The organism is Neptunomonas japonica JAMM 1380, from assembly GCF_016592555.1.
In the GTDB taxonomy this organism is placed as follows: domain Bacteria; phylum Pseudomonadota; class Gammaproteobacteria; order Pseudomonadales; family Balneatricaceae; genus Neptunomonas; species Neptunomonas japonica_A.
Window position 1 is genome coordinate 2,017,400 of sequence record NZ_AP014546.1, and the last position, 26,352, is coordinate 2,043,751.

The window sequence follows — 26,352 nt, forward strand, 5'->3', positions numbered from 1 at the left end:
AAGCATGGGCACATTGATGGTACAGGGGACAACCTCTGATGCCGGTAAAAGTACATTGGTGGCAGGGCTATGTCGTGTGCTGTGGCGAAAGGGCTTATCGGTAGTGCCTTTTAAACCTCAGAACATGGCGCTAAATAGTGCAGTAACGGCTGATGGCGGAGAGATTGGCCGTGCTCAGGCTGTGCAGGCATATGCTTGTGGTTTAGCGCCGCACATTGATATGAATCCTGTTTTGTTAAAGCCTAACAGCGATACCGGCGCACAGGTGATTATTCATGGCAAACCTCTGAGTAACATGGAGGCAACGGTTTACCATGACTATAAGCAAGTGGCTTGGAATGCTGTTGAGTTATCGCATCAGCGCCTACGTGCTGTATACGACTATGTCATCGTGGAAGGTGCTGGTTCTCCTGCTGAAATTAACTTGCGTGAGAATGATATCGCTAATATGGGCTTTGCTGAACGTGAGGATTGCCCAGTCATTATTATTGCTGATATCGACAAGGGCGGTGTATTCGCGCATCTTGTCGGCACCTTGGCGCTATTATCAGAATCGGAACAAGCCCGGGTAAAAGGTTTTGTCATTAACCGCTTTCGAGGTGATATTGCACTATTGCAGTCTGGGCTTGATTGGCTAGAAGAATACACGGGCAAGCCTGTGCTGGGTGTCCTTCCTTATTTACATGGATTCCACCTTGAAGCAGAAGATGCTGTTGAACTGCAGCAGCCCGAATATGCAGAGCAAGCATTACATGTAGTTGTTCCCGTGCTACCTCATATCAGTAACCATACTGACTTCGACCCTTTGCGTTTACACCCTTCAGTTAAGCTTACTTACGTTGGGCCTGACCAGCCAATACCAGCAGCTGATCTGATCATTTTACCCGGCTCAAAATCAGTGCGAAGTGATTTGGAGTGGTTGCGAAAACAAGACTGGGATACACAAATAAGTAAACACCTTCGCTATGGCGGTAAAGTATTAGGAGTATGCGGAGGTTTTCAAATGCTGGGTCATACTATCGATGACCCTCATGCTATCGAAAGTGAGGCGGGTTGCTCACAAGGCTTAGCTTTGCTTGCAATGGATACATGCCTTAAGCCTGAAAAGCACTTATCTAATCAAACCGGTTCTTTTTGTCTTGGTGCTCAAGAGGCGGTTGCCGTTACGGGTTATGAGATTCACTGTGGTATTTCAACCGGCGAAGCACTATCTACGCCACTGATACGTTTCTTAGATGATACGCCAGAAGGCGCTATTTCTAGTGATGGTCGTATTGTTGGAACTTACCTGCATGGTCTATTTGAATCCTCAGCGGTAGTGAATCAGGTGTTGCAATGGGCAGGCCTTAAAACGATTGCCTCTTTTGACTATAACAAACGTAAAGACCTTGATCTTGATCGGTTAGCTGACTCTATTGAAGAGCATCTTGATATGGAGGCTATTCATCATTTATTACAAGCCTCTTTTGTTCGGGAGAGTGATCAGTGATTCATTTTATTATTGGCGGTGCACGCTCAGGAAAAAGTAGCTATGCAGAAAACCTAGCAGGTAATAGCGGTGCAGAGGTGATCTATATAGCAACAGCACAAGCCTATGATGATGAGATGCAAGAGCGTATACAGCAGCATAAACATCAGCGTCCGAGTCAGTGGGATACATTTGAAGAGCCCATAGAGATCGGTAATGTTATTAATGATAAAAGCTCTCCAACTAATTGTTTATTAATAGATTGTTTGACGCTATGGGTTACAAACTTGCTATGTGAGAATAAAAACATGGCCGATTATAAACAGCAGTTAGTTGATGCTTTAAGTAACGTAAAAGGTGATGTCATTTTAGTAAGTAACGAAACAGGGATGGGCGTTGTTCCTATGGGCGAGTTGACGCGTCGTTATTGTGACGAGGCTGGTTGGCTACATCAGGAAATTGCAGCACTGGCCGACCAAGTCGTTTTAATGGTTGCGGGCATCCCTGTCGTTATTAAACATATATCTAGTCACCATCAACACAAATCATAGAGCATTTAATCTAGAGGCAGACCCTATATGAATAGTGATTCTTCATCCATCGATTGGCTAAGCTCATCTATAAAACCACTAGATACTATGACGATGTATGCCGCTGTAGAGCATCAAAAACAGCTCACTAAGCCTGCTGGATCTTTAGGTAAATTGGAGAATGTGGCTATTCGTTTAGCGGCTATGCAAGGCGTGTTATTTCCTACGGCTGATCATGTTTCTATTGCTATATTTGCGGCAGATCACGGTATTGCAGAAGAGGGGGTGTCTGTCTTTCCTCAGTCAGTCACTGCTGAAATGGTTAAGAACTTTTCTAATGGAGGTGCCGCTATTTGTGTAGCGGCGCGCTTTTTAAATGCGCCTATGACAGTGTACAACCTAGGCACGGTGTCACCCACTGACGGCTTGGCTAATGTTGTCAATTGTGCGATTGCTCCGCAAACTGCTAGTTTTTTGCACCATCCAGCTATGACTGCAGAGCAGCTTGCACAAGCGATAAATACTGGACGTCACGCCGTATTAACATCATCAGAGAAACAGCGAGAGCAAGGTCATAAACTTGATCTATTTATTGCTGGAGAAATGGGTATTGCCAATACTACAGCGGCGACTGCTATCGCCGCGGTGCTACTTAATACCGCACCTGAAAAGCTAGCAGGACCAGGTACTGGATTAGATGCTAAAGGTGTTTCTCATAAGGCAGCGATTATCGCTCAGGCACTACAAACACATGAAAAGGCTCTTGCTAACAGTTCAATAGATCCGATAGCAGCATTGCAATTATTAGGTGGTTTTGAAATTGCGGCGCTTACAGGAGCTTATCTTACTTGTGCGCAAGAAGGCGTGCCTGCTGTTGTTGATGGTTTCATTTGCACAGTCGCGGCCTTGGTCGCGTGTCGTATTAATTCTGAGGTGTCTGATTGGCTCATTTTTTCTCACTATTCAGCTGAACCTGCCTATGCTTTATTGCTAGAGGGCTTTGCGACTCAGGCGCCGTTACTAAATCTTGAATTGCGCTTAGGCGAAGGTAGCGGTGCTGCTATTACTGTTCCGCTTATTAGGCTTGCTTGTTCTTTGCACCATGAAATGTCTACATTTGAAGAAGCAGCGGTGTCTTCTTCGACAGTAACAATAAACGAAGTAGCACACTAAAATGAAGCAGTACTGTAATAGTAAGCAACCGTTAATTATCGACGCATTACGACATGGAGAGACAGTAAAAGGCCAATGCTATCTTGGGCGCACCGATGCAGAGCTAACGGATCATGGGTGGCAACAAATGCATACCACTGTGCAAAACATTAATGTGGATGATTATGATGCCATCATTACTTCTCCATTAGCGCGTTGCCAGGCGTTTGCCGAGCATTGGGTTGGATTACAAGAATCAGGTACTGAATTACTAAGCATCGATCCATTAATTCAAGAATATGATTTTGGTCTATGGGACGGTATGACCGCAATAGATATCATGTTGCATTGGGCTGAGGAACTCGCTGATTTTTGGCGTGATCCTGATCAGTATCCTCCGCCTCAAGGGGAGCTAATAACTGAGTTTTTTGAACGCTTACAGTTTTTTTTGAATGCCAAGATAACCAGTGAACATAACAAGGTACTTTTAATTACTCATGGTGGCGTGATCAAAGCACTGACGTGTTTGAATGAGGGAAAATCAGCATCTAGGATGTTTAGTGTTGAGGCCAAGCACGGCGAGCTACACCAGCTTGTGTGGCAGCGTTCATGAAGATTTTTTTCTCTGAGCACTGGCAAGCACTATGCGTTGCTATGCAGTTTTTGACACAGTTTCCTATTAGATTACGTTCCTATCCTGATTCGCAAGTACAGGCGTTATCATTGCTCTATTACCCACTCGTGGGTGCAGTGATTGGTGGTATCTTGTATGTGTTTAGCTGGTTGCTTAACGTGCAATCGTTGTATTTGCAGGCATCACTAGTGCTAATTACTTGGGTTGTACTGACGGGTGGCTTACATCTAGATGGGTTAGCTGACAGTGCAGACGGTTGGATGGGTGGTTTAGGCGATCCAGAGCGCACGTTACGTATTATGAAGGATCCTTGTTCTGGGGCGATAGGCGTTTTAGCATTAATACTATTACTTGTATTGAAGTGGTCGGCGCTTATAACATTACTCGAAACTACCACTCTGCTACCTATATTACTTGCTCCAATATTTGCCCGGCTGGGAGCTATCATCTTGCTAGCCTGTACGCCTTATGTAAGAGTGCAAGGGATAGCCACTTCCATGGTCGCGGCAATGCCAAGGCAAGGTATCTATGTATTGGGGTTCTTAGGCGCGGCACTGTTAGCATGGCTTAGTTTGGTATGTTTGTTGGCGGTCGTTATTGTGTTTTGGCTCACGCGAAAAATGATGCTAGCGCGCTTAAAAGGCACAACGGGTGATACAGCCGGCGCCCTCATTGAGTTGCTAGAAGTAACTTTACTGACTGCGGCAAGCATCATCTTGGAAGTCTGATATTTGGGCGTTTTTGAGCAGTTCAGCCATAATTGCTTCTGGTTTCAATTGCTGGCTTCGCAACAGTGCGGCGTCTTGCATTTTTATCTGCTTGTCTAGATCCCGACAGTATTCAATCATCGCTTCAGCCATTTCATGGGCACTGTCTACAAGGTAGCCACTTACCTTATCTTCGATAATATCTTTTGGGCCTTTGCAGTTGTATGCAGTAACAGGTAGCGCGCAACTCAGCGCTTCTAATACAACACAACCAAAAGTATCAAAACGTGATGGTAGTAACAGTAAATCTGCTCGCTGGTACAATGCTGGTAAATCGGCCTTATCAACCCAACCTAAAAAAGTTGCTTCAGGTAGGACGATCTGTAACTGCTTTGCCGCTGGACCTGTACCCGCAACCCATAATTCGGCATGTGGGATCTTCGACTTTACCGCCGAATATATGCTGGGCAAATCAAACACTCCTTTCTCATCACTCAAGCGGCCTACATACAAAAAAATCGGGTTCGGTTGGCTATTATGTGGAGTATTATTACTGCAGCGGTTTTCTTTATCGCACTGGCTTGGTTGTTTGCGGTAATTGTCTGCAACCCAATGCTGAGTAAGGAATACCTTTTCTGTATCAATCCCCATTTCAGGGCTGGTTAACCAGTCCCGGTGATCATTGTTTAGTGTGTAGATACCTTCAAACTGTAAATAAAAAGCACGAAGTAAACGGCGTATTCTATCCTTCTCGTGGCCATTTAGATTCATAGTTTGTTGGACGAACTCCATCCAGTCGGTATGCATAAAAAAGAATGCGGGTACAGAGAATGCTTTTTTTAGATAGAGTGCGATAGCGCCCATCAGCATTTCGGTTGAACAAATAATTCTGTCATAACTGCCTTGCTCAAAAATACGTTGAATCTTGATCATGTCGGGGACATTAAACTCTTGCTCGCCTAAACTTGAAATTTTAAATTGATGTACCGGTTCTACAACTACAAGGTGTTCTTCAGATTTAAGCGTGGGATGACAGGTCAGAATGTCTATTGGATAGTTGTATTTTTGGATCTCTGATAATGTACTTTGCAAAGCCGAAGATACGCCATTGTGGTCGCTAAAAGTGTCCGTTAACCACAGTATCTTTTGTGGGTGCTGTCCTTTATCTAGGTGATCAGCCAATTCATTAAGGAAGGGCCTATTACTGTAAATGACTTGGCTTGCAGCAAAAGATGCTCCTGCAATTACGAGTGATGCAAGGGCAGGGAAGGTTAGTTGGTCAAGCATCTTTGTTAGGTTTAGCGATGTCATGTGGTCGCTGTTTGCAGTTAGTTCGGGTGTTTTATCACCTGCAAACAATGCCCGTAACTGAGTGGGGATTTCAAACTTACGAATCAGCTCATCCGTGTTTAGTTCGAAATTATTAAACCCCGCTTGATTGTCTTTTTTAGCTAAAGTTAAGTGCTGGTTTAAACGTGAGAAAAATATGCTTGTGACTAGGTTATAAATTTCAGGAATAGCTGTGCGAATAATGTTAAGAAAGTTATCTGGATCTTTACGTTGGGTTCGAGCAATTTCTTTTACTACTTTAAGGGTCGGACGAAACTCTTTGCTAACGCCAATGCTAGTTAATAGTGCAGGTTTAGTTCCAGAAAGAGCTTCATGAAATGTCTTAAGAAAGGTGAGAGTGTACTTGTGACGTTTGAGCTCTTGCATGGCATTGCTTACACCAAGGCATAGCATTTTATCTTGTAATGATCCTTTATGAAGCAAGAGACGCAACAATCCAGGGTCTTCCATGTGAATGGCAACTTGTGAAAAGTAGTCGAGGAAAGTTACAGTTAACTTTTCTTCTTTGCCCACCTCGCCATAAGGTGCAGTATTTCCATCGCGTATTGCTTCAAGTACTAGTTCGGATCGCCTCGTATTTTTTAGTCTATTTTCTAAGTCAGGAATATGTGCCAATGTTCCTGTACGCCCCGCAAAAATCCCATTGTGATCATCGGAGCCGCCAGTGAATGACTTATTATAAGGGTCGGTGCAAAAATCATATGGATTTAGGTTGTGTTTATGCGCATAAGCATTGATTTTATCCGGAGTAAGGCTCTCAACCCAATGCCGTGTCAGCTGGTTTTGCCAATAACCACGTTGGCCGTTAAGAACTTCAAAGCGTTGAAACATCACTGCAAATTTTTCAAGTATGGAGATGTCAGGGCGTTGTTTATGCGTATAGAAAAACAATGGATGGGGTAATACGGTAGGGATATCGTTCTCTAAAGTGTAACGAGTAAAGTCTAAAATATTATGTCGTAGATTATTGAGATCTCGTTCTTGGCTTGGCGTAAATCCATAGGTCAGTACGTGAATGCTGAGCTGGGAATCAGGAAAGTGACAAGTAAACTCTGCACCCACTAAGACATCATATCCCATATCAAGGAGCTGCCAGCAAGAGCGTGCATTATTGTGGTTAGTTACCGTGATGAGGTCTGTGCCGTTTCGCTCAAGAGTTTTAACGAGATCTTTTGTTTTAAGCCATGTTTCTGGTAAGCGTAATAATCGTCCCCATAGCTCATCAGGAACATCACTGTTCTTATCATGACAGTGAATATCAATTTTAAGTGTTTCATTGCTGGGAAAGCGCAGCTTCTGCTCATTTAGAAAAGCGTCATAATCCGAATGCAGGCGAGAGTGAAAATCTGATTCGATAATCATAGTGACGTTCTCGTGTAGAAATTCATTGTGTTGTTCAATTCTGGCGTCTTTTAATAATGGCTTATCAATAACTAGATGTTATATCTAGATAATCCAAGTCCTTAGGTAGTGAAGTAAGGAATATGAGGGAAGTATAAAAGGCGTTGTTTTAAGAAATGTGACAGAAACTGATTTATGTCAATTATCCGAGTTGTTTAGTTGGTTATTATGTGGGTTATCTTACATAAATAATTAGGTAACAATGATGAGTACATGTTGTGGTTCTTGCGGTGGTCAGAGTGCAGAAGAAATTAAGCAGCAAGAGCAAGCTGATGCAGAGAAGCGTAAAAAGGCTAGTGAAGACAAGAAGGATGAAAAGTAGTTTTATATAGACTGACTACTGGGGAATAAAGAACGTTGAGTATAGTGCTATTCGCTTAATAATCTATTTACTCCTCAGTATCTACGATGGTAGCCCGTCATGGTGCTACTTATACCGTGTTCCTCCTCTATATACTTTCTGTGACTTTTGAGTTTCATATAATAAAGTTATTCATAGAAAGTAATGCTCTTAATCGGTTACCCTGTTATCCCATATAAACGATATAAGCACACGTGCGTGTGACTTTTAGGCAGGCGCTTTGAAAAAAATTGCAATTTTTGTCGATGTACAAAACATCTATTACACCACACGGCAAGCGTATAATCGCCAGTTTAATTACCGTAAATTATGGCAACGTATCAGTGAACAAGGTGACATAGTATCAGCGACGGCTTATGCGATTCATCGTGGTGATGACAAGCAGTATAAATTTCAGAGTGCGCTCAAACACATGGGGTTTACGGTAAAGCTTAAACCCTTTATTCAGCGAAGTGATGGGTCAGCTAAAGGCGATTGGGATGTTGGCATTGCCATTGATGTAATGGATGTTGCTAAAGAGGTTGATATAGTAATTTTACTTTCTGGAGATGGAGACTTTGATCTGTTGTTAGAGAAAGTGCGATCAGATTTTAACGTGACAGCAGAGGTCTATGGTGTTCCATCGTTAACGGCTAACTCTCTCATTGAAGCCGCATCTATTTTTCATCCGATTAGAGATGATTTTTTAATCTGATTGGACTATAAGAAATTAGCCAGACCTTCAGTGCCGGCTAATTTTTCTATTCGTACTGAATATTATTTATTGACTACTATCACTTATTTATCTGATTCATTAGGGGTATTGAAACGATCAGGATCGTTTGTAATATCAACGTCCACGTTGGCAGATGGAATCTTAAAGTCGTGTACACGCTGCCAACCTGTGCTCTCAGGTGGGCGCTCCCAAACAGTCCCAGCATTATAGGTAAATAAATCAGCTAAAGATGGATCCATAGACGACAGCTTCTGCAAAGGCACTGGTAGCATGTTAGCCAATTCATTAGCTGCGTACTCTTGTGTTTCATACCCAGTATATAGGCGCCATCCAGTATCGTTAAGATGCTCTGGTACTGTTTTATACATGAAACGAATCGGTAAGTTTTCATCAAAAGTTAATTTAGATACTAGCGCTAAAAATCCATTCTTTGTTTGGTTAGTTTCAGCGTCTTCAGAAATAGGGGTGTCTACTGTGGGTGTTTTCATAGCAAAATCCAACGAAATTTAAACGAACAATATTGTATAGTAAATCGAAGAACTTGAGGACTAAAACACTCATACTGTTTATATCAAATGAAAACTGGATACGGTATTTAAACAAGTATCACTATTATCAGAAGTTAGATATCTACTAAGTTAAGAAGAGGGAGAGCTTTCATGGTAATTTTTTATATTGTTGATTCTTGTGAAGCAGTTTTATAGAGTTTATCAAAAGCTGATTAGTAATGAGTTCGATTATTTCTTCAACGATGGGGTTGGCTTGTAAAATCTAAGCGTTGGGCTCAGCTGACTAGTAAAGTTCCTGATAGCTAAATGAACTTGCTTTTACGACAGATAACAAAACAAAAAAGCCCGTCATAAGACGGGCTTTTTAATGTCAGCAATAATTACGCTTGAACTGTAGGAATAACAGTTGCTGCTTTAGCTGTGTAGTTTTCGATCTGGTCAAAGTTCAAGTAACGGTATACATCTTCAGCCATTGGGTCTAGCTTAGCTGTATATTCCATATACTCTGCAACCGTAGGGATTTTGCCGGTAAGGGCTGCAACAGCGGCCAATTCAGCAGAAGACAGGTAAACATCAGCACCTGTACCCAAGCGGTTAGGGAAGTTACGAGTAGACGTAGAAACAACGGTTGATTTGTCTGCTACGCGTGCTTGGTTACCCATGCATAATGAACAACCTGGCATTTCCATACGTGCACCGGCTTTACCGAAGATGTTGTAGTAACCTTCTTCAGTTAGCTGTGCGGCATCCATTTTCGTTGGAGGGGCGATCCACATGCGTGTTGGTAATGATGTACCCGCAGCATCTAGAAGCTTGCCAGCAGCACGGAAGTGACCAATGTTTGTCATACAAGAACCGATGAATACTTCATCAATTTTTGTGCCAGCAACTTCAGACAATACTTTCACATCATCAGGGTCGTTAGGGCAAGCCAAGATAGGCTCTTTAACATCAGCTAGGTCAATTTCGATTACTGCAGCGTATTCAGCATCAGCATCAGCCGTCATCAATTCTGGGTTAGCTAGCCACTCTTGCATGCCAGCGATACGACGTTCGATTGTACGTACATCACCGTAGCCTTCAGAAATCATCCACTTCAACATTGTAATGTTAGAGTTTAGGTATTCGCGAATTGGTGCTTCATCTAGTTTGATAGAGCAAGCAGCAGCAGAACGTTCAGCGGCCGAGTCAGACAGTTCGAAAGCCTGCTCAACTTTAAGGTCTGGTAAACCTTCAATTTCAAGGATACGACCAGAGAAGATGTTCTTCTTACCTGCTTTAGCAACAGTCAATAAGCCCGCTTTAATTGCGTACAAAGGAATAGCGTTAACGAGGTCACGCAGAGTGATACCTGGTTGAAGCTTGTCACCTTTAAAACGAACCAATACCGACTCAGGCATATCTAGTGGCATTACGCCTGTAGCTGCAGCAAAAGCAACTAGACCAGAACCCGCTGGGAAAGAAATTCCGATTGGGAAACGCGTATGAGAATCACCACCTGTACCAACGGTATCAGGAAGCAACATACGGTTTAGCCAAGAATGGATTACACCGTCACCAGGGCGTAGTGAAACACCACCACGGTTCATGATGAAATCAGGTAATGTATGGTGGGTCTGAACATCAACTGGTTTAGGGTAAGCCGCTGTATGACAGAAAGACTGCATTGTTAGGTCAGCAGAGAAGCCTAGGCAAGCCAAATCTTTTAGCTCATCACGAGTCATCGGCCCCGTAGTATCCTGAGAACCTACAGTCGTCATTTTTGGCTCACAGTATGTACCAGGAAGAACACCGGCTACGCCGCATGCCTTACCTACCATTTTCTGTGCATGAGTGTAGCTCTTACCGCTATCAGCAGGCTGATCAGGTTTGCGGAACAGTTCAGTAGGCGCTAGTCCTAACGCTGTACGCGCTTTATCAGTAAGACCACGACCAATGATCAGAGGAATACGACCGCCAGCACGCACTTCATCAAGAAGTACCTGAGTTTTTAGGCCGAAAGTGCAAAGTTCTTCGCCAGTATCAGCGTTCTTAGCAACACCCTCATATGGATAAACGTCAATAACGTCACCCATATTCATTTTTTCAACATCCATTTCGATCGGTAAAGCACCAGCATCTTCCATTGTGTTAAAGAAGATAGGAGCAATTTTACCACCGAAGCAGTAGCCGCCAGCACGCTTATTAGGAACGTTCGGGATATCATCACCGAAGAACCATAAAACGGAGTTAGTAGCAGACTTACGTGAAGAACCTGTACCTACAACATCACCAACATATGCAACAGGGTGACCTTTAGCTTTGATCTCTTCGATCTGCTTAAGAGGACCTACAGAACCGTCTACATCTGGGTTAATGCCATCACGTGACATTTTCAGCATTGCATTAGCATGTACTGGGATATCAGGACGTGTAAATGCATCTGGAGCAGGGGACAAGTCATCGGTGTTAGTTTCACCCGTTACTTTGAAAACAGTAACTGTGATTTTCTCTGCCAATTCTGGTTTAGACGTAAACCACTCAGCATTGGCCCATGACTCAAGAACTTGTTGAGCGTGAGCATTGCCTGCTTCTGCTTTTTCTTGGACATCATGAAATGCATCAAATACAAGTAATGTACGTGATAATGCAGTAGCAGCAGTAGGTGCTAGTGCGTCGTCATCTAGGCAATCAATCAGCGGTTGAATGTTATAACCACCTAACATAGTACCCAGTAATTGAGTTGCTTGAACTTTATCAACTAGAGGTGAGCTTGCTTCACCTTTAGTGACAGCAGCAAGGAAGCCAGCTTTTACATAAGCGGCTTGGTCAACACCGGCTGGAACACGGTCTGTTAACAGGTTTAACAAAAACTCTTCTTCACCTGCAGGTGGGTTTTTCAGTAGTTCAACCAGCGCAGCTGTTTGGTCAGCGTCTAATGGTTTTGCTGGTACGCCTTCAGCGGCGCGTTCTTCTACGTGTTTACGATAAGCTTCTAGCACGATTTAGCCCTCATCTATTATTCCCACCGTTCTTTACTCATCACACCGGAGATCGATGCTGCGTAAAGTTTAGTCTCGTTATTAATCTGCGTGAGGATTCTAACTTATAGGCGGCTTAAAGTTAAGTTTGTAGACAATTCAGAGCGTTAGACTTTGTGCCTAAGTTACTGCATGATCCGTTCTACTATTTTGAATTTTAAGAAAAATAGGCATTTCTCAGTTGAAACATGCATTATTATACTATGCTGTTATGTAGCTCATACGGTTAACAATCTGACGGTTAATATTAAGAATTATTCAATTATGCTAGTTCAGGAAAATAAAAAGGTTAGTTCTCCCATTTGGATGGCACTATCTGATTGGGATATTAACGCAGAGCTTGATAGCGACTTGGCTGAAAATATTCAGGCCGCTTTTGAGTCTATGGATCAAAAAAGCTTGATTTATAAAGGCTCTTTAGCAAAATTGAATTTAGAGTATGCAACTCGGGCCGTTGCGTCCCAGCCTATGGAATTAATGGTGCACGTGAAACGCTTTTATCTGGCGATGCTGTGTAAATCAGAAAAGAAGGTGTTAGGAGCATTAATAGATCTACTTATTATTTTACGCTACCGAGGTAACCCTTTACTGCTTCGGCTTATTAAAGAAGCCGAGGTTATTCTTGGCGTTTCGCTTTGTGGAACCTTAAAAACAATTGCAGAAGATAAAACTGCAAATGGAATACTTAAACTGGATGTTTCAGGATCTGTCTTGATTAATGGGTGTAGTTTGCCGGCAACACACCAAAAGAGGGATAAGTCATAAATGGCTGCTAACAATGGAAGTTACCTGAATGTATTACTTGCGGGCTTTGAAGGAAGCACGCTACATACTTTAGAGTATTTTTTTCAATCACAACGTAGCGGCAAAAAATTCAAACTTGTGGACTCCCTCTTGCGCGCAGATTGGGTCATCTATAATGCTGATCAGCCCCAACCCAAAGATTTGTTACAAGATCATCTTGAAAATAAAATAGGTTTGCCCGCAATCGTTATCTCTATTAAAGAGCTTCAATGGAATAACAGCGTTACGTTATGTAAACCTTTTAGTGTTAAAGATTTAGAAAGCTCAATTACGCAGCTCTTTAATGACGTTATAGATAAGAATAAACGTGAAATAACGCCAATTATTATTGAAACTAATTCATCAGTAACATCATCATTGATAGCAGAGCCAGCAGAGCCAGCAGAGCCAGCAGAGCCAGCAGAGCCAGCAGAGCCAGCAGAGCCAGCAGAGCCAGCAGAGCCAGCAGAGCCAGCAGAGCCAAAATCAAATGTGACAACTCTTCGCGTGGTAAAAAGAAACACATTCAACATAAAGAGACGGCTAATAAAGAAGCACCTCCTGCTCCGGATGCTCACGAACAGGCGCTAACCAGTTTGAAGAAAAATGTTGCGCAATCACAACCTTCTGATGCGACTGTGTCTAGTGTGAGATCTGAAGTCACCGCAAAGCTGCTTAAGCACAATCAAACAACACGCAGACCAAAAGCGGATGTAATTGCTAGCTTAGGTGTGTCTCACTCAATAGCTGCAACAAATACAGCAACCCGTGCAGCAGCTTTGACTCCGATTATCGAGACGAAGCGAAAGGCAGCTGAAAAAAAGCAAGTTGATAGGAAAGATGTCTCACCTAAAGACTTAATTATGAGCACCGCCTTTGGTAACTTACCTGAGCTTGATTGGACTGATGAAGCAGATAGACGCCGCTTACAGATTAATCCTGATGGCATGCTCTTGCCTTGGATTAGCAAAACTGTAGAGCAGGGTAGAACTCAGAATGTGTCATTTTCAATCGATGGTTTACATTTGCGCTTAGAATACCTTCCTTGGACGGATTGCTTTGTTACTAACCTTTCAGATGAAGTGCTTTATACGGTTATGACTAGTCGCTTTGGGCTGGGTGAGTTGTCGATTAAATTTGGCGAGGTAGTAGAAGATGATCTTCAAGATGGGTTAGGCTTTTCCGAATACATTATGACTGCCGAAGAGCTGTTATGGCTGGCAGGGCTGTGGACTGCTCAAGGGCGTGTTTTGCCAGGTGATGATCCGACTAAAGCTCGCCGGTTACTGCATGCGCCTGATTGCATGAAAGACATCGCTATTCCTGAAGTGCATGCCATTATCGAGTTATGGCAAACTCGTTTAATGAGTGCATTTGAGGTGATTAGTGAGCTTAATGTTCCTCAACGGTATGTATTTGGGTTGATGGCTGCTGCTACGACAGCGATGCAATTTGAATATTAGTATTGATGTTTTTACTTACGTGATGAGAGGGTAATGTGACGACAGAAGGCGCTAAAAAACGGTACTTACAAGTGACGCCCAGTGGCGCCTATTATGCTACGGTAAACTCTCAACCAGATGATGCCCGTGCTTTATTGTTACAGTTAATGAGCAGTGAAATACCGATTGAGCACTCTCTGGATATTTTTGCGGAGTTGGCTGATTTGGATAGAGAGCTCGCTGATGCTTTATTTAAGCGTTTGCTTGCTCGACGGTTTCTTGCTTTAGTGAAAGAACCTATAGCACCACGCCAGGGTAGTCTTGAATCTACACTTTCAGATATTTTATTAACACTTTCAGCAACCGAAAAAGTGGTGCTTGGTGATGATCAGGGTTTTTGTTTAGGTTCATCAGGGTTTGACAGAGATCATGCCGATGCTTTGGCAGCACTCGCTGCCGATCTGATCTCTTTACATCAGCGACATCATTTGCTCTTGAATAAAGAGTTACAATTGATGGGTGAATCTTGGGGATTGTTAGACCCTGTTGGTAACAGTATGCTGGGAGTATGGATAATCCATATTGGCTCCCAATCATTTGCTATTGTGATTCATGACCAGCCTAATCTAAATCAGCATCAGTTTGTTGAGTTAATCAGTGCACTAGCGAGTCGCTATCTGGATCAATAAGCTTGATACGAAACAGGCTAAAAATAAAATTATGGAGATAAGTTGTTATGCGTTCTGAAATGATGAGGTCAATTCTTAGCGACCTGAATGGAACGTCTGCTGAGATAGAAGCCTCGGCAGTCATCTCAACGGATGGGTTGATGATAGAAGCTTTACTTCCAGCCAGTATGGATGAAGATAGAGTCGGTGCAATGAGCGCAGCTATGCTTTCTTTAGGAGAAAGAACAGCGCAAGAGCTGGCTCGTGGAGAACTAGAGCAGGTATTGGTAAAAGGTGTCGATGGTTATATTTTAATGACGCATGCCAATAGCGATTCTGTATTGACTGTTGTTGCTAAACCAAATGCACGTTTAGGTTTAATCTTTCTCGATGTAAAGCGTGCAGCCGAAGCAATAGGTAAACTGCTTTAATTGGGGAATTATTCTATTCATGTTTATTACGTACCATGATGGCTCTTCAAGAGAGATAACCATTATCGATCAAGAAGTCCCTTATCCAGATGGGAAACTGATCGTTTCCAGAACAGATACGGCGGGTGTTATTACTCATGCAAATCAGGCGTTTATTGAAATGTCTGGTTACTCTTTAGATGAGCTCATTGGAATAAATCACAACATTCTTAGGCACCCAGATATGCCAGCAGCAGCATTCAAAGATTTATGGGTAACCATTCAGTCAGGAAAAAAGTGGCACGGTTACGTTAAAAATCTTCGCAAAGATGGTGCTTTTTATTGGGTAAAAGCTACAGTTATTCCGAATATTCGTAATGGCGAACTGATGGGCTACACCTCTGTCAGAAGAAAGCCATCACGAAGTAAAGTTGATGCTTGTACCGCACTATATGCACAAATGAAAATGGACATGCCTAGCTGATGCAAACCTATACGTTATCTGTAAGCCCTGATTTTTCTCCTGAGCATTTGTCTGGATGGTTTATTTTTAACACCTGGTTACAAAAATCATTAGCGACGCCTTTTCATTTGGAGTTGTATGACGAGTTTGAGCTGCAGCGTCGCGATATTCAGTTAGACAAAATAGACCTTATTTATGCAAACCCTTACGATGCAGCGATGTTGGTAAGAGAAAAAGGCTTCAAAGCAGTAGCACGGCCAGCGAACACATCAGACGAAGCTGTCATAGCAGTGCTTAATGGTTCTGCTTATTTGAATATTGATGACCTTAAAGAAGGTGCGAAAGTCGCTACCACGCATGATCCTGATGTGCATATGATGGGTATGATTATGCTGGAGCCCGCTGATCTTGATCGTTCTAATGTCATTGTCACACCTGTACATAGTTATGTCATTGTTGCTAAACAACTCTTAAAAGGGGAAGCCGATATTGGCTTTTTCTTAAAAGATGCGTTCCATGATCTTTCAGACCTCATTCGAGGCCAAATGCGAGTACTAGTGGAAAGTCAGATCGACGTTATTCATCACACGCTTCTGGCGGGACCTAATGTTCAGCACCTAATCCCGCAATTGCTTGGTAATCTTTTGAATATGCAGGATGACGCTAAAGGCAAGGCTGTGCTAGAAAGCATGCAGATGACAGGCTGGTTGAAAATGGAACAAGAAGATACAGAGTTTATGATCGATTTGATTGATACATTGATAGAGTAAGATCCTAATTAGGTTAAATTAGGAATGAGTTGTGTTTCTTTGGATATTTCAATTTTATTTTTGCCGCTATTTTTTGCAACATAAAGTGCTTTATCAGAACGTCTTATTATTGCTTCTATATTCTTATCATTTACTGTCGTTAAGCTAATCCCAAAGCTCGCCGTTACGCGGATTTCTTTGCTTTTATTTTCAAAGCTGAACGGATGCTCTGCCAGCCTTGTGCGAATTCGTTCAGCAACCAGTGCTGCGCCTTCCAGCGAGCTACCAGGAAAAATGATTGCAAACTCCTCCCCTCCATAACGATAAGCGGTATCAGAGTGTCGCAAATTTTGTTTAAGAATATGGCTGAAAATTGAGAGGATTTTATCTCCGAATAAATGCCCGTAACTATCATTCATCTCTTTAAAGTCATCTAAATCGATAAGACATAGAGAGAAGTGTTGGGCGTATCGTCGGCTGCGCTCAAGTTCCAGCGTTAAACTTTCAGTAAAGAATCTTCGATTATAGAGACCCGTAAGATTGTCAGTGATGCTTAGCTTTTTATAGCGCTCTTCACTTTCTTGTAGTGCTAGCTGGCTCAGCTTCTCATTACTTATATTGGAGAGGGTTTCTATAGCGCCGATAACATTACCTTTACTATCTCGAATGCTTGCCGCCGTAAAAGATAACCATTCACCATGTTCGCCAATGTCGGGGAAGAAATCCTCTGCTTCAAAAGCATCGTCAACTAAAGCAGATTTCTTATATTTGTTTTCATAAAAGTGCGAAACGGCGTCGTCTTTACCGCCTTCGATTATGAGATCGGCAAGCGTGGGCCTTTTAGATGCATAGAATGCAATCCACTGATTTTGCGTACCAATCATTTCACTTTGTTTTTTTGCGGTGAGACGCTCTAGAGCTTGATTCCAAAAGACGATGGTATGGTTTTGGTCTAGCACAAAGGTTGGAAGTGCGATTCTGTTGAATACAGTTTCCAGTAAGCCTTCATGCTGACCCAAAGGGTTCATATCAGTAAAAGAGCTTTCGGCTACCACAAATATGCCTTCCTGTTAATTTTCGGTTCATCTAGTAATAATTGTAGGTGAACATCCACAGGAGTAACAAGTTTTTAATGAAAGTGTATACTAACGGCCTAAATAATAAGGTAGGTACCCATGGACGCGCTTAATGAAATACACGAATTTCTCGCTTGTGAAACACCGCAGTGCTGGATAGATTACGCTATACAAAATCAAGATATACTTTTGATTGACCATGCTCATTGTGAGAAAAAAGCAGCGTCTACAGCGATGACTCTAATGTTTCGTTATGTCGATAGACCTGATTTATTACATAAGATGTCTCGCTTAGCACGAGAAGAGTTAATACACTTTGAGCAAGTGCTGGAGTTGCTACAAGCCCGTGGAATTGAGTACTGCCATATGGATTCGTCTGGGTATGCCGGAGGAATGCGCAAAAATATTCGTAACCATGAGCCCGCACGACTAATTGACACTCTCATTGTTGGGGCTTTTATTGAAGCACGCTCGTGCGAGCGTTTTGCGAAAATTGCTCCCTACTTGGATGATGTACTAGCGAAGTTTTATCGTTCCTTATTAAAGTCAGAAGGACGTCATTATCAGGATTATTTATGGTTAGCACGTGAATATGCTGGCGAGCCTATCGAGGAAAGGATCGAAGTTTTTCGAAAGGCTGAGCGTTTGCTGATAGAGTCTGAAGATGATCTTTTCCGTTTTCATAGCGGAATGCCACCCGCTATATCGTAAGTAAAATGACAAACTCTAGGTTGGTGAGCTAAATTGGCTCATCAACCAATGTAAAGCCGTTTTCATCGCACTCCAAATACCATAATTGCGTGTCCCAATCACCAAGTACAACGCGTGTACCTTGACCCGCTTTAAGCTGGTTGTAATGAATCGCAGGGCGATGAGTATGGCCGTGAATTAACAACTCTATATCCGCTTCTTGCAGAACGGATGCGACGGCTAGTGGATTAACGTCCATTATATCATTTGATTTTTCTGCGTTGCGCTGCTGGCTAGTAGCACGTAACTGTTGTGCGATGCTTAAACGTTCCTTTACAGGTTTGGATAGAAATTCTTTTTGCCAGTTTGGATCTCTAACGAGAACTCTAAACTCTTGGTAGTCTTTATCATCAGTGCATAGTTGGTCACCGTGCATTAATAAAGCGTCACCAATAGGCAGGCTTACTCGATACTTTTCTTCTAACTGTTTTGCCCCGATTCTTTCAAGGAAGTGCTTACCTACCAGAAAGTCACGATTACCATGCTGGAAATACAGTTTGCAACCTTGTTCGCTTAAGGTTTTAAGCGTTTCGAAGAGAGGCTCAAATTCCGGCATAGGGACGTCATCACCAATCCATGCTTCAAAAATATCACCTAAAAGATATAGAGCATCGGCATGAGTTGCAGTGTCGTTTAAAAAATGTAAAAACGCCCGGGTAATATCCGGGCGTTCAGCTTTCAGATGAAGATCTGAAACAAACAGTACTTTCATAGAAAAATTAACTTATTCTTCAGTGATTTCAGCTGATTGAATAACAACGTCTTCAGCAGGTACATCTTGATGACCTGCAGTCATTGTTGTTTTTACGCCCTTAATTTTATTAACAACATCCATGCCATCAACTACTTTAGCGAATACAGTGTATCCCCAGCCTTCCGTAGTTTTTGCGGTGTGATCTAGGAAAGTGTTATCAGACACGTTGATGAAGAATTGAGCCGAAGCTGAGTGAGGGTCCATTGTACGAGCCATTGCTAGCGTACCCGTTTGGTTTGAAAGACCGTTGTCTGCTTCGTTATCGATTGTGTCACGTGTTTCTTTTGAAACCATGCCTGATTCAAAACCACCGCCTTGAATCATGAATCCATCGATGACGCGATGAAAGATGACACCATCATAGAAACCATCGCGTACGTACTGCTCAAAATTAGCGGCTGTAGCAGGCGCTTCCTTGTGATTGAGTTCAATAGTAATGTCGCCGTGATTGGTATGTAGAATAATCATTAATGATTCCTTTTTAGCTCTGTGTCGTTAGCGGGCTATTATACGCAAGTCTAAAATCTCTGCACGAAAAAGCATAAAATCTTTACAGTTAATTCTCTGTCCTGGCGGTGTGCAGTAAACGTCTAAGCGTTTATAATGTCTCTTCATTTTGGGCTTGAAGGCCCGGCCAACAGTTTCGGATACACACTGATAACATGTCTAACAACGAATCGAACCAGAAGCCAACTAATTTTATTCATCAAATTATTGAAAGTGATCTACAAAACAACGTACATGAGAAGATAGTAACTCGCTTTCCTCCTGAGCCTAACGGTTATCTTCATATAGGGCATGCAAAATCTATATGCCTTAACTTTGGTACAGCCGAAAAATATAACGGCGTCTGCAACTTACGTTTTGATGATACAAACCCTGATAAAGAGAGCCAAGAATATATCGACTCTATTCTTAGTGATATCAAATGGCTAGGTTATCAGTGGGGAGGAGAAATTTGTTACACCTCAACGTATTTTGATCAGTTATTTGATTGGGCTATTCATCTTATTAAAGAAGGAAAAGCTTACGTTTGTGATTTAGGTGTCGAGGCTGCACGTGAATATCGTGGAAGCTTTAGCGAAGCGGGTACAGATAGTCCATATCGTAATCGCTCTGTAGAAGAGAACCTAGCGTTGTTTGAGCGCATGAAAAATGGTGAGTTCAAGGAAGGGGCTTGTTCTCTGCGTGCAAAAATTGATATGAGCGCAGCCAACATGAATCTGCGTGATCCGATGATTTATCGTATCTTACACACTAGTCATCATCAAACAGGTGATAAATGGTGTATTTATCCTATCTATGATTTTGCGCATGGGCAATCAGATGCCATTGAAGGCATCACACATTCGCTATGTACACTAGAATTTGAAGACCATCGCCCATTATATGAATGGTTTATTGAGAACTTACCCGTTCCTTATACACCAAAACAGTATGAGTTTTCACGACTAGAGCTCAATTATACAATCACCAGTAAGCGTAAGCTCAAGCAATTAGTTGATGATAATGCTGTCACAAGCTGGAACGATCCTCGGATGCCGACCATTTCCGGTCTTCGTCGTCGTGGCTATACACCGAAATCACTTCGCCAGTTCTGTGACATGATTGGGGTTACTCGTTCAAACGGTGTTGTTGATATGGGTATGCTTGAAGCCGCCATTCGTGAGGACTTAGATTCATCAGCTCCTAGAGCCATGTGTGTGACACGCCCGCTTAAAGTTACGCTGACTAACATGGAAGAGGGTGTAGAGGAATGGTTTGAGCTACCTGCGCACCCTAAAGATGAGAGCATGGGTGTTCGTCGAGTAGGTTTGACACGTAATTTACTGATTGAGCAAGAAGACTTCATCGAAGAAAAACCTGTCGCTAAAAATAAACACGATAAGTGGAAGCGATTAGCCACTGGTGATGCTGTGCGTCTGCGTGGTGCTTATGTTATTACCTGCAATGACGTGGTTAAAAATGAATTAGGTGAGGTTATCGAGCTGTTATGCACTTATGACCCAGAAACTAAGGGCAGTAACCCGCAAGGATATAAGCCTAACGGTGTTATTCATTGGGTTTCTGAGGAGCTTTCTGAGCCATGTGAAGTGCGCTTATATGATCGTTTATTTACTGAAGCTAACCCTGATGCAGATAAAGAACATAGCTTTATGGAGTTCTTGAATCCTGAGTCTTTGGTCATTCTATCTGATTCAAGGGTAGAGAGAAGCCTTAAAGGCGCCGAACCTGAAACTCGCTATCAGTTTGAGCGTATGGGTTACTTCTGTATCGATGCAGATAGTTCAGAAGATAAACTAGTCATTAACCGCACAGTCACGTTGCGTGACTCTTGGGCCAAAGCAAAAAAATAGCCCTTTTGTGATAAGAGCAGAGCTGGGGTACCAGCTCTGCTGCTTAGTTTTCTGACTTTTATAACACCGCTGTACGATTTCTTCCTTCATGTTTTGCGATATAGAGCGCATCAACGGCACGGCCAATGAACTCTTCAATCGTCTCATCACGTACATACTGTGTTACGCCCAAGCTACAAAAAACTTCATGCTCAAAACAAAAGTTATTGTCTGCAACGGATTTACGTAACTTAGCAGCAATGAGTTCAGCTGTTTGAAGGTTTGTCTCAGGCAAAATAATCACAAATTCTTCACCTCCCCAACGACCAACAATGTCTGTACGACGCGTCTGCTGTTGCAATAGTTGAGCAAGCTCTTTCAATACGTTATCGCCGGTGTTAAGGCCATGGGTATCATTGATTGTTTTAAAGTTATCTATATCAATAAAAATACAAGATAATGTCCACTGATAGCGTGCCGACAAATTAATGTACTCAGCCAAGCTGTCTGCTAGCTTACGGCGGTTATAAAGACCTGTAAGCTGGTCTTGTTCTGCAATAACAATTAACTGAGTATTTCGAACGGTAGTGACTCTGTTCTTGTAAAGCAAAAAGCAGATGAGTAAAACCATAGCTATGACGATTAGCCAAAGAAATAAAAGGTCCGAAGAGCGACTCAGTGATTTATTTCCTTTATAGATAAAATTGGATATATCGTAATCAGCATTCAAATGCCCACTGATAAGATAGATGTTTGCCATCTCTTTAAAGCGGTTTTGATCAATATTTCCAAAAGGGCTACTCAAGTAAGCTAGTTTTTTAAGCTCTTCGCCTTCATAGATCAGTGCTTCTAGAGTACGACCTTGCGTATTATACTTTTCAAAAATAATTTTTGATGTTTCTTCAATATTATCAAAAGCATAAAGCCAACCTTTAATAGAAGATCTAAAGAATTTATCTGTCAGTAAAGGTTTTTCTTGAACCGTTTTGCTGTGAGTGAAGAGTATGTCGCTATACATATCAAAACCATAATCTGCAGGGTGGATTACAGAATATGGGAGGTTTTTCGTTATCATCTGATAAGGCTCATTAGAAATATAAGCACCCATAACGTCAGTCTTGCCGTTTATCAGATCTGAAATATCAAATGAGTGAGTTTGCTGAATGTAGTCATTAGGTGTCAGTCCCGCTCTCATTAACATTGCTTGAACTTCGACAACATCCAACGCGTCATTTGTCAGCATAAGATGCTTGTTTTTGAGCTCTTCAGGTTTGTTGATATCCCCGCGAGTCAATAACATAAGTGGGGATTTTTGAAAGGTAGCAAAGAGGGCGGTTAAGGGAGCGCCATTACCTTTATTAACAATAATTGACGATCTGCCTACAGCAAACATAATATCATCGTTAACAATCGAATTTACTGTGTCAATCCCTTGTTGGTACTCATGAATGTCAACGTTGAGGTTTTCTTGAGCATAAAAGCCTTTTTCTTTGGCAATGTAATAACCAGCAAACTGGAATTGGTGCTTCCACAATAATTGTAGCGATACCTTTTGTTGTTTGTGTGCTGAATAGCTATTGATAGACAATAGTAAAAGAGTAATTAATATCCCACAACAAGATGAACGCTTCACTTATATTCCTTATAGTAAACGTATAGGTAGTATTAAACTTGAGTGTTCGCTCAATATCTATCTTTTATGCATAAAAAAATATTTCCTATAGGATCTGTCATTTAATAAGTACAAAAAGTAGCTGTGTGACTTATCAGAGTTTACTCATTTAATATGCTAAGGAGTTGACTGAGTACCTATCTGTTGCCAAGCTTGGTGTAGGGTGTGTTGGGCTACATCAAGTGGTAAGGCAATTAAGTGCTGATCTTTCATGATTTTTATTAGTTCTAATTCCTCTAATTTTTCCAGAGCGTCAGTAATATCAAAGTCGACTTTTTGTTCCCATTTTTCTGAAAGCCAGCGCTCTATTTTATGATCAAGTTCTTGGCGGCTGAGTGGGACATCTGTCTGAAGTAAGAAGTAGTAAGCAAGAAATGCTTCTTTACACTCTTCCTCTTCCGCTGCGTCGATCAATCGATGAAAAACACCTGCGTTGTTATCTAGATTTTTAAAATATAAGTGTTGTGTTAGCGTTTGAATGAATCGTAATTTACGATTTTTAAAATTATTAAATTGTTTCCATAAGTAGCTACCTACAGCGCCAAATCCTGCAAAAATTACAATGATAGCTGCTTGGTCTAACTCCACGGGTTGGCTTTTAAGACCTAACCAAAAACCAAACAATGAAGCCAATAAAAGCAGTGATGCACCTAGCTTTGTTGTCAGCACAATACCGCCACTAATTACGGCAGGTATACCTATAAGAAGCTTGTCAACAAGACGCATTTTTATTTCAGTATTTGGAAACAGCATTTCCAAGTCTGCTTTAGGCACATTTTTAAACAGCTTTAGAACCATTCCTCCAGGCTGAAGATTAAACTCTTGTTGTCTTTTTAAATCAATATGCTCGTTAAAACGTATATAAATGGCGACTCTCTCATAGTTAACAAAACGCACTTTTGTTTTTCTTAATCCGAAAAATGAAGTGACAGTTTCTTCGGCTTCCCTTTCTCCCCGGGCAAACAGCAAAACCTCGTCAAAGTCTGAAAAATCAACGTGTAAACGCACCTTCACTAGAGAGTCATGACATAGCGCTTGCTTTAATGTTTGTTCAGTGATTTTTTCATAGTTGGCTTTATCCAATAAAGACTCTAACTGCTTGATAAAAGCAGGGTCGTCGTGATGCATGGTCGTCGGGAGGTCAACTTTGATGGTATCTGAATCAGGATTAATTTTAGAAAAACTATCTTTTAATAATTCCAGTCGTGTCTGAAAGGAGATGTGAAATAGCTTTTCTATCATAGAAGCCATCTGCCGAAATTTTTGGCGCTGCTCTTGATCTAAATCGCCTGTAGACAAGCACATTTCGATAACGTCAGCTTTTCTAAATGGAATAAAACGTAATGGATCAATAGCGTGTTTTTGCATAGGGAAAAATTAAATCTCAGCGCCAAAAATGCGCAATTCTAACAGCTGTGCAAGCAAAGCATAAGTTACCTAAATAAAATTTCTGCTCTTCTCCAAAAGTCTCCCAATAAATATAACGGGCTATCGCTAAAGGAGTGATACGCATCAAGTATGCGGAGCCTAGTTAGGATGATAATAGTATTAGCCAATAGAAATGTTCTGTTGATATCAGGAGATCGATTAAATGACAGACAAAAAGTTAACAACGAACAGAGTGCCTAACTTATCCAAGCAAGATGTTGAAACAGGGTATTTTTCTGTCACAGCTCTGGATAATGTTTTTAAAGCAAATATGGCAAAACTCACAGGTGGTATTTCACCAGCAGGGTTGCTTAGTCTTTATTTTACGTGGGTTTCTCATTTAGCTTTATCTCCAGGTAAACAAGCGAGTTTAGCGGAGAAAATGTGCCGTAAAGCTTTTAGACTGTCTAAGTCGAGTCCTAGCATGATGCAAAAAGACAGTTTGCCGTGTATTGACCCGCTACCACAAGATAAACGTTTTTCCGATCCTAGTTGGCAGCAATGGCCATACAATTATATTTATCAAAACTTTCTATTAACACAGCAATGGTGGCATAACGCTACAACCGATATTGATGGGTTATCTAAAGCGGATGAACGGAGTATTTCATTTATCGCAAGACAGATGCTAGATAGATACTCCCCAAGTAATATTCCCTTATTAAACCCTGAAGTGATTCAAAAAACGAAAAATGAAGGCGGTGCAAACTTAATCAGCGGCTTTAAAAACTATCTTGAAGATATGGACAGGCACCTTGCTGGTGAGCTACCCGCTGGCGCTAGTCATTACGTACCTGGTGAAAGCGTCGCTATCACTGAGGGTAAAGTTGTATTTAGAAACCACTTAATAGAGCTAATCCAATATACCCCAGTTACAGATAAGGTTTACCCTGAGCCTATACTTTTTGTCCCCGCGTGGATTATGAAGTATTACATTCTTGATCTCTCTGCTCACAATTCGATGGTGAAATATCTTGTTGAAAATGGGCATACTGTTTTTATGATTTCATGGCTCAACCCTACAACACAAGACCGTGATCTTGATATGGAAAGTTACAGAGAAGAGGGGGTTATGGCAGCAATTGATGAAGTGAGTACGATTTTTCCCCAGCAGAAAATTCACGCGGCCGGTTACTGTTTAGGTGGTACATTGCTATCAATTGCTGCAGCTACAATGGCAAGAGAAGGAGATAACCGTCTAAAATCAATGACTCATTTTGCAACACAAGTAGATTTTAGTGAAGCAGGTGAACTCATGATATTTACTAATGAAAGCGAGGTATCCTATTTAGAAAAAATGATGTGGGATCAAGGTGTTTTAGATGGATCACAAATGGCTGGTGCATTTCAGATTTTACACTCTAATGACTTAATTTGGTCTCGTATGGTGCATCACTACCTCTTAGGTGAACCCGAGTCGATGAATGATTTGATGGCTTGGAATACTGATCTGACACGAATGCCCTATAAAATGCACTCTCAATATTTACGTAAGCTATTTCTTAATAATGAATTAGCATCCGGTCAATACTTGGTTAAAAATAAACCAATAGCTATTCGCGATATTCATGTACCTATTTTCTCAGTAGGTACAGAGAAAGACCATGTGGCTCCATGGCGCTCTGTTTATAAACTGCATTTACAATCTGACAGTGAGGCTGTCACATTTGTATTAACCAGTGGCGGCCATAATGCAGGGATTGTCAGTGAGCCAGGCCACAAGCACCGGCACTATAGAATTTCAACCGAATATGATAGTGACTGTTATACCGATCCTGATAGTTGGATGGTAGAAAACGAAATCCGCGAAGGCTCTTGGTGGCCGCAGTGGAAAGAATGGTTAAAAGAACATTCAGGGGAGCTAGTGAAGGTTCAGCCTATAGGAAAGTCTATTTGTGATGCGCCAGGGGTATACATACATCAGAAATAACTTAATAAATTAATCTTTACGTTGAGCAGTCATCTATGGATAGC

At 41.7% G+C, this 26,352-nt stretch carries 24 protein-coding genes; 16 read left to right on the plus strand and 8 right to left on the minus strand.

From position 1 onward, the window contains the following. Positions 1-4: 4 nt before the first annotated feature. Genes NEJAP_RS09450 through NEJAP_RS09470 form a run of 5 tightly spaced genes read left to right on the plus strand, consistent with a single transcriptional unit; the run spans position 5 to position 4,512 of the window. Positions 5-1,489 carry a cobyric acid synthase gene (locus tag NEJAP_RS09450; RefSeq protein WP_201350556.1) on the plus strand — a complete coding sequence of 495 codons (1,485 nt, stop codon included), beginning with the start codon at positions 5-7 and terminating at the stop codon, positions 1,487-1,489. Further along, positions 1,486-2,019, plus strand: a complete 534-nt coding sequence (gene cobU / locus NEJAP_RS09455; RefSeq protein ID WP_201350371.1) for a bifunctional adenosylcobinamide kinase/adenosylcobinamide-phosphate guanylyltransferase — start codon at positions 1,486-1,488, stop codon at positions 2,017-2,019. The genes NEJAP_RS09450 and cobU overlap by 4 nt, the downstream gene beginning before the upstream one ends. Before the next feature lie 27 nt (positions 2,020-2,046). Beyond that, a complete protein-coding gene (cobT, locus tag NEJAP_RS09460; protein WP_201350372.1) occupies positions 2,047-3,171 on the plus strand; it encodes a nicotinate-nucleotide--dimethylbenzimidazole phosphoribosyltransferase in 1,125 nt (374 codons plus the stop codon). Between the two features lies 1 nt (position 3,172). Beyond that, positions 3,173-3,763, plus strand: a complete 591-nt coding sequence (locus tag NEJAP_RS09465) for a histidine phosphatase family protein (RefSeq protein ID WP_201350373.1) — start codon at positions 3,173-3,175, stop codon at positions 3,761-3,763. Further along, on the plus strand, positions 3,760-4,512 hold the full coding sequence (locus NEJAP_RS09470; RefSeq protein WP_201350374.1) for an adenosylcobinamide-GDP ribazoletransferase: 753 nt from the start codon (positions 3,760-3,762) through the stop codon (positions 4,510-4,512). Before NEJAP_RS09465 ends, NEJAP_RS09470 begins: the two co-directional genes overlap by 4 nt. Here NEJAP_RS09470 and NEJAP_RS09475 read toward each other — a convergent pair. Continuing rightward, complete coding sequence (locus NEJAP_RS09475; protein WP_201350375.1) at positions 4,477-7,203, minus strand: glycosyltransferase; 2,727 nt, start codon at positions 7,201-7,203, stop codon at positions 4,477-4,479. The two genes, NEJAP_RS09470 and NEJAP_RS09475, sit on opposite strands and share 36 nt — an antisense overlap. Before the next feature lie 620 nt (positions 7,204-7,823). Here NEJAP_RS09475 and NEJAP_RS09480 point away from each other — a divergent pair. Continuing rightward, entirely contained in the window at positions 7,824-8,297 is a 474-nt protein-coding gene (locus NEJAP_RS09480) for an NYN domain-containing protein (protein WP_201350376.1), read from the plus strand. Positions 8,298-8,380: 83 nt separating this feature from the next. Here the strand turns inward: NEJAP_RS09480 and NEJAP_RS09485 are convergent, their stop codons facing one another. Then, complete coding sequence (locus tag NEJAP_RS09485) at positions 8,381-8,806, minus strand: immunity protein Imm33 domain-containing protein (protein WP_201350377.1); 426 nt, start codon at positions 8,804-8,806, stop codon at positions 8,381-8,383. Positions 8,807-9,207: 401 nt separating this feature from the next. Further along, a complete protein-coding gene (gene acnB, locus NEJAP_RS09490; protein WP_201350378.1) occupies positions 9,208-11,808 on the minus strand; it encodes a bifunctional aconitate hydratase 2/2-methylisocitrate dehydratase in 2,601 nt (866 codons plus the stop codon). Between the two features lie 171 nt (positions 11,809-11,979). On the opposite strand from acnB, the gene NEJAP_RS09495 reads away from it, so the two are divergent. The 7 genes from NEJAP_RS09495 to NEJAP_RS09525 are packed head-to-tail and all read left to right on the plus strand — an operon-like array spanning position 11,980 to position 16,383. Next, positions 11,980-12,612, plus strand: a complete 633-nt coding sequence (locus tag NEJAP_RS09495) for a hypothetical protein (RefSeq protein ID WP_201350379.1) — start codon at positions 11,980-11,982, stop codon at positions 12,610-12,612. Further along, complete coding sequence (locus NEJAP_RS09500) at positions 12,613-13,221, plus strand: hypothetical protein (protein WP_201350380.1); 609 nt, start codon at positions 12,613-12,615, stop codon at positions 13,219-13,221. A gap of 5 nt (positions 13,222-13,226) precedes the next feature. After that, the gene (locus NEJAP_RS09505) at positions 13,227-14,093 is read left to right on the plus strand and encodes a hypothetical protein (RefSeq protein WP_201350381.1); all 867 of its coding nucleotides are present in this window, start codon (positions 13,227-13,229) and stop codon (positions 14,091-14,093) included. Positions 14,094-14,128: 35 nt separating this feature from the next. Continuing rightward, the gene (locus NEJAP_RS09510; protein WP_201350382.1) at positions 14,129-14,761 is read left to right on the plus strand and encodes a hypothetical protein; all 633 of its coding nucleotides are present in this window, start codon (positions 14,129-14,131) and stop codon (positions 14,759-14,761) included. Positions 14,762-14,808: 47 nt separating this feature from the next. Continuing rightward, on the plus strand, positions 14,809-15,171 hold the full coding sequence (locus NEJAP_RS09515) for a roadblock/LC7 domain-containing protein (RefSeq protein ID WP_028470767.1): 363 nt from the start codon (positions 14,809-14,811) through the stop codon (positions 15,169-15,171). A 19-nt stretch (positions 15,172-15,190) separates the two neighbouring features. Next, positions 15,191-15,634 (plus strand): PAS domain-containing protein, encoded by a 444-nt coding sequence (locus NEJAP_RS09520; RefSeq protein ID WP_201350383.1) that lies wholly within the window; start codon positions 15,191-15,193, stop codon positions 15,632-15,634. Next, positions 15,634-16,383 (plus strand): phosphate/phosphite/phosphonate ABC transporter substrate-binding protein, encoded by a 750-nt coding sequence (locus tag NEJAP_RS09525; protein ID WP_201350384.1) that lies wholly within the window; start codon positions 15,634-15,636, stop codon positions 16,381-16,383. The genes NEJAP_RS09520 and NEJAP_RS09525 overlap by 1 nt, the downstream gene beginning before the upstream one ends. An 8-nt stretch (positions 16,384-16,391) precedes the next feature. Here NEJAP_RS09525 and NEJAP_RS09530 read toward each other — a convergent pair whose 3' ends face one another. Further along, the gene (locus NEJAP_RS09530; RefSeq protein WP_201350385.1) at positions 16,392-17,417 is read right to left on the minus strand and encodes a sensor domain-containing diguanylate cyclase; all 1,026 of its coding nucleotides are present in this window, start codon (positions 17,415-17,417) and stop codon (positions 16,392-16,394) included. 120 nt (positions 17,418-17,537) lie between these two features. On the opposite strand from NEJAP_RS09530, the gene NEJAP_RS09535 reads away from it, so the two are divergent. Further along, complete coding sequence (locus tag NEJAP_RS09535; RefSeq protein WP_201350386.1) at positions 17,538-18,149, plus strand: tRNA-(ms[2]io[6]A)-hydroxylase; 612 nt, start codon at positions 17,538-17,540, stop codon at positions 18,147-18,149. Between the two features lie 28 nt (positions 18,150-18,177). On the opposite strand, the gene NEJAP_RS09540 is transcribed toward NEJAP_RS09535, so the two are convergent. Both NEJAP_RS09540 and NEJAP_RS09545 read right to left on the minus strand, forming a co-directional pair. Then, complete coding sequence (locus NEJAP_RS09540) at positions 18,178-18,900, minus strand: UDP-2,3-diacylglucosamine diphosphatase (protein ID WP_201350387.1); 723 nt, start codon at positions 18,898-18,900, stop codon at positions 18,178-18,180. A gap of 12 nt (positions 18,901-18,912) precedes the next feature. Beyond that, positions 18,913-19,410 carry a peptidylprolyl isomerase gene (locus tag NEJAP_RS09545; RefSeq protein WP_201350388.1) on the minus strand — a complete coding sequence of 166 codons (498 nt, stop codon included), beginning with the start codon at positions 19,408-19,410 and terminating at the stop codon, positions 18,913-18,915. Between the two features lie 194 nt (positions 19,411-19,604). Here NEJAP_RS09545 and NEJAP_RS09550 point away from each other — a divergent pair, with 194 nt between their 5' ends. Further along, positions 19,605-21,299 carry a glutamine--tRNA ligase/YqeY domain fusion protein gene (locus tag NEJAP_RS09550; RefSeq protein ID WP_201350389.1) on the plus strand — a complete coding sequence of 565 codons (1,695 nt, stop codon included), beginning with the start codon at positions 19,605-19,607 and terminating at the stop codon, positions 21,297-21,299. A 58-nt stretch (positions 21,300-21,357) separates the two neighbouring features. Here the strand turns inward: NEJAP_RS09550 and NEJAP_RS09555 are convergent, their stop codons facing one another. Both NEJAP_RS09555 and NEJAP_RS09560 read right to left on the minus strand, forming a co-directional pair. Continuing rightward, the gene (locus NEJAP_RS09555) at positions 21,358-22,911 is read right to left on the minus strand and encodes a GGDEF domain-containing protein (RefSeq protein ID WP_201350390.1); all 1,554 of its coding nucleotides are present in this window, start codon (positions 22,909-22,911) and stop codon (positions 21,358-21,360) included. 156 nt (positions 22,912-23,067) lie between these two features. Next, complete coding sequence (locus NEJAP_RS09560; protein WP_201350391.1) at positions 23,068-24,318, minus strand: TMEM143 family protein; 1,251 nt, start codon at positions 24,316-24,318, stop codon at positions 23,068-23,070. 223 nt (positions 24,319-24,541) lie between these two features. Between NEJAP_RS09560 and NEJAP_RS09565 the strand changes: the two genes are divergently transcribed. Continuing rightward, entirely contained in the window at positions 24,542-26,308 is a 1,767-nt protein-coding gene (locus NEJAP_RS09565; RefSeq protein WP_201350392.1) for a PHA/PHB synthase family protein, read from the plus strand. The last annotated feature ends 44 nt before the right edge of the window (positions 26,309-26,352 follow it).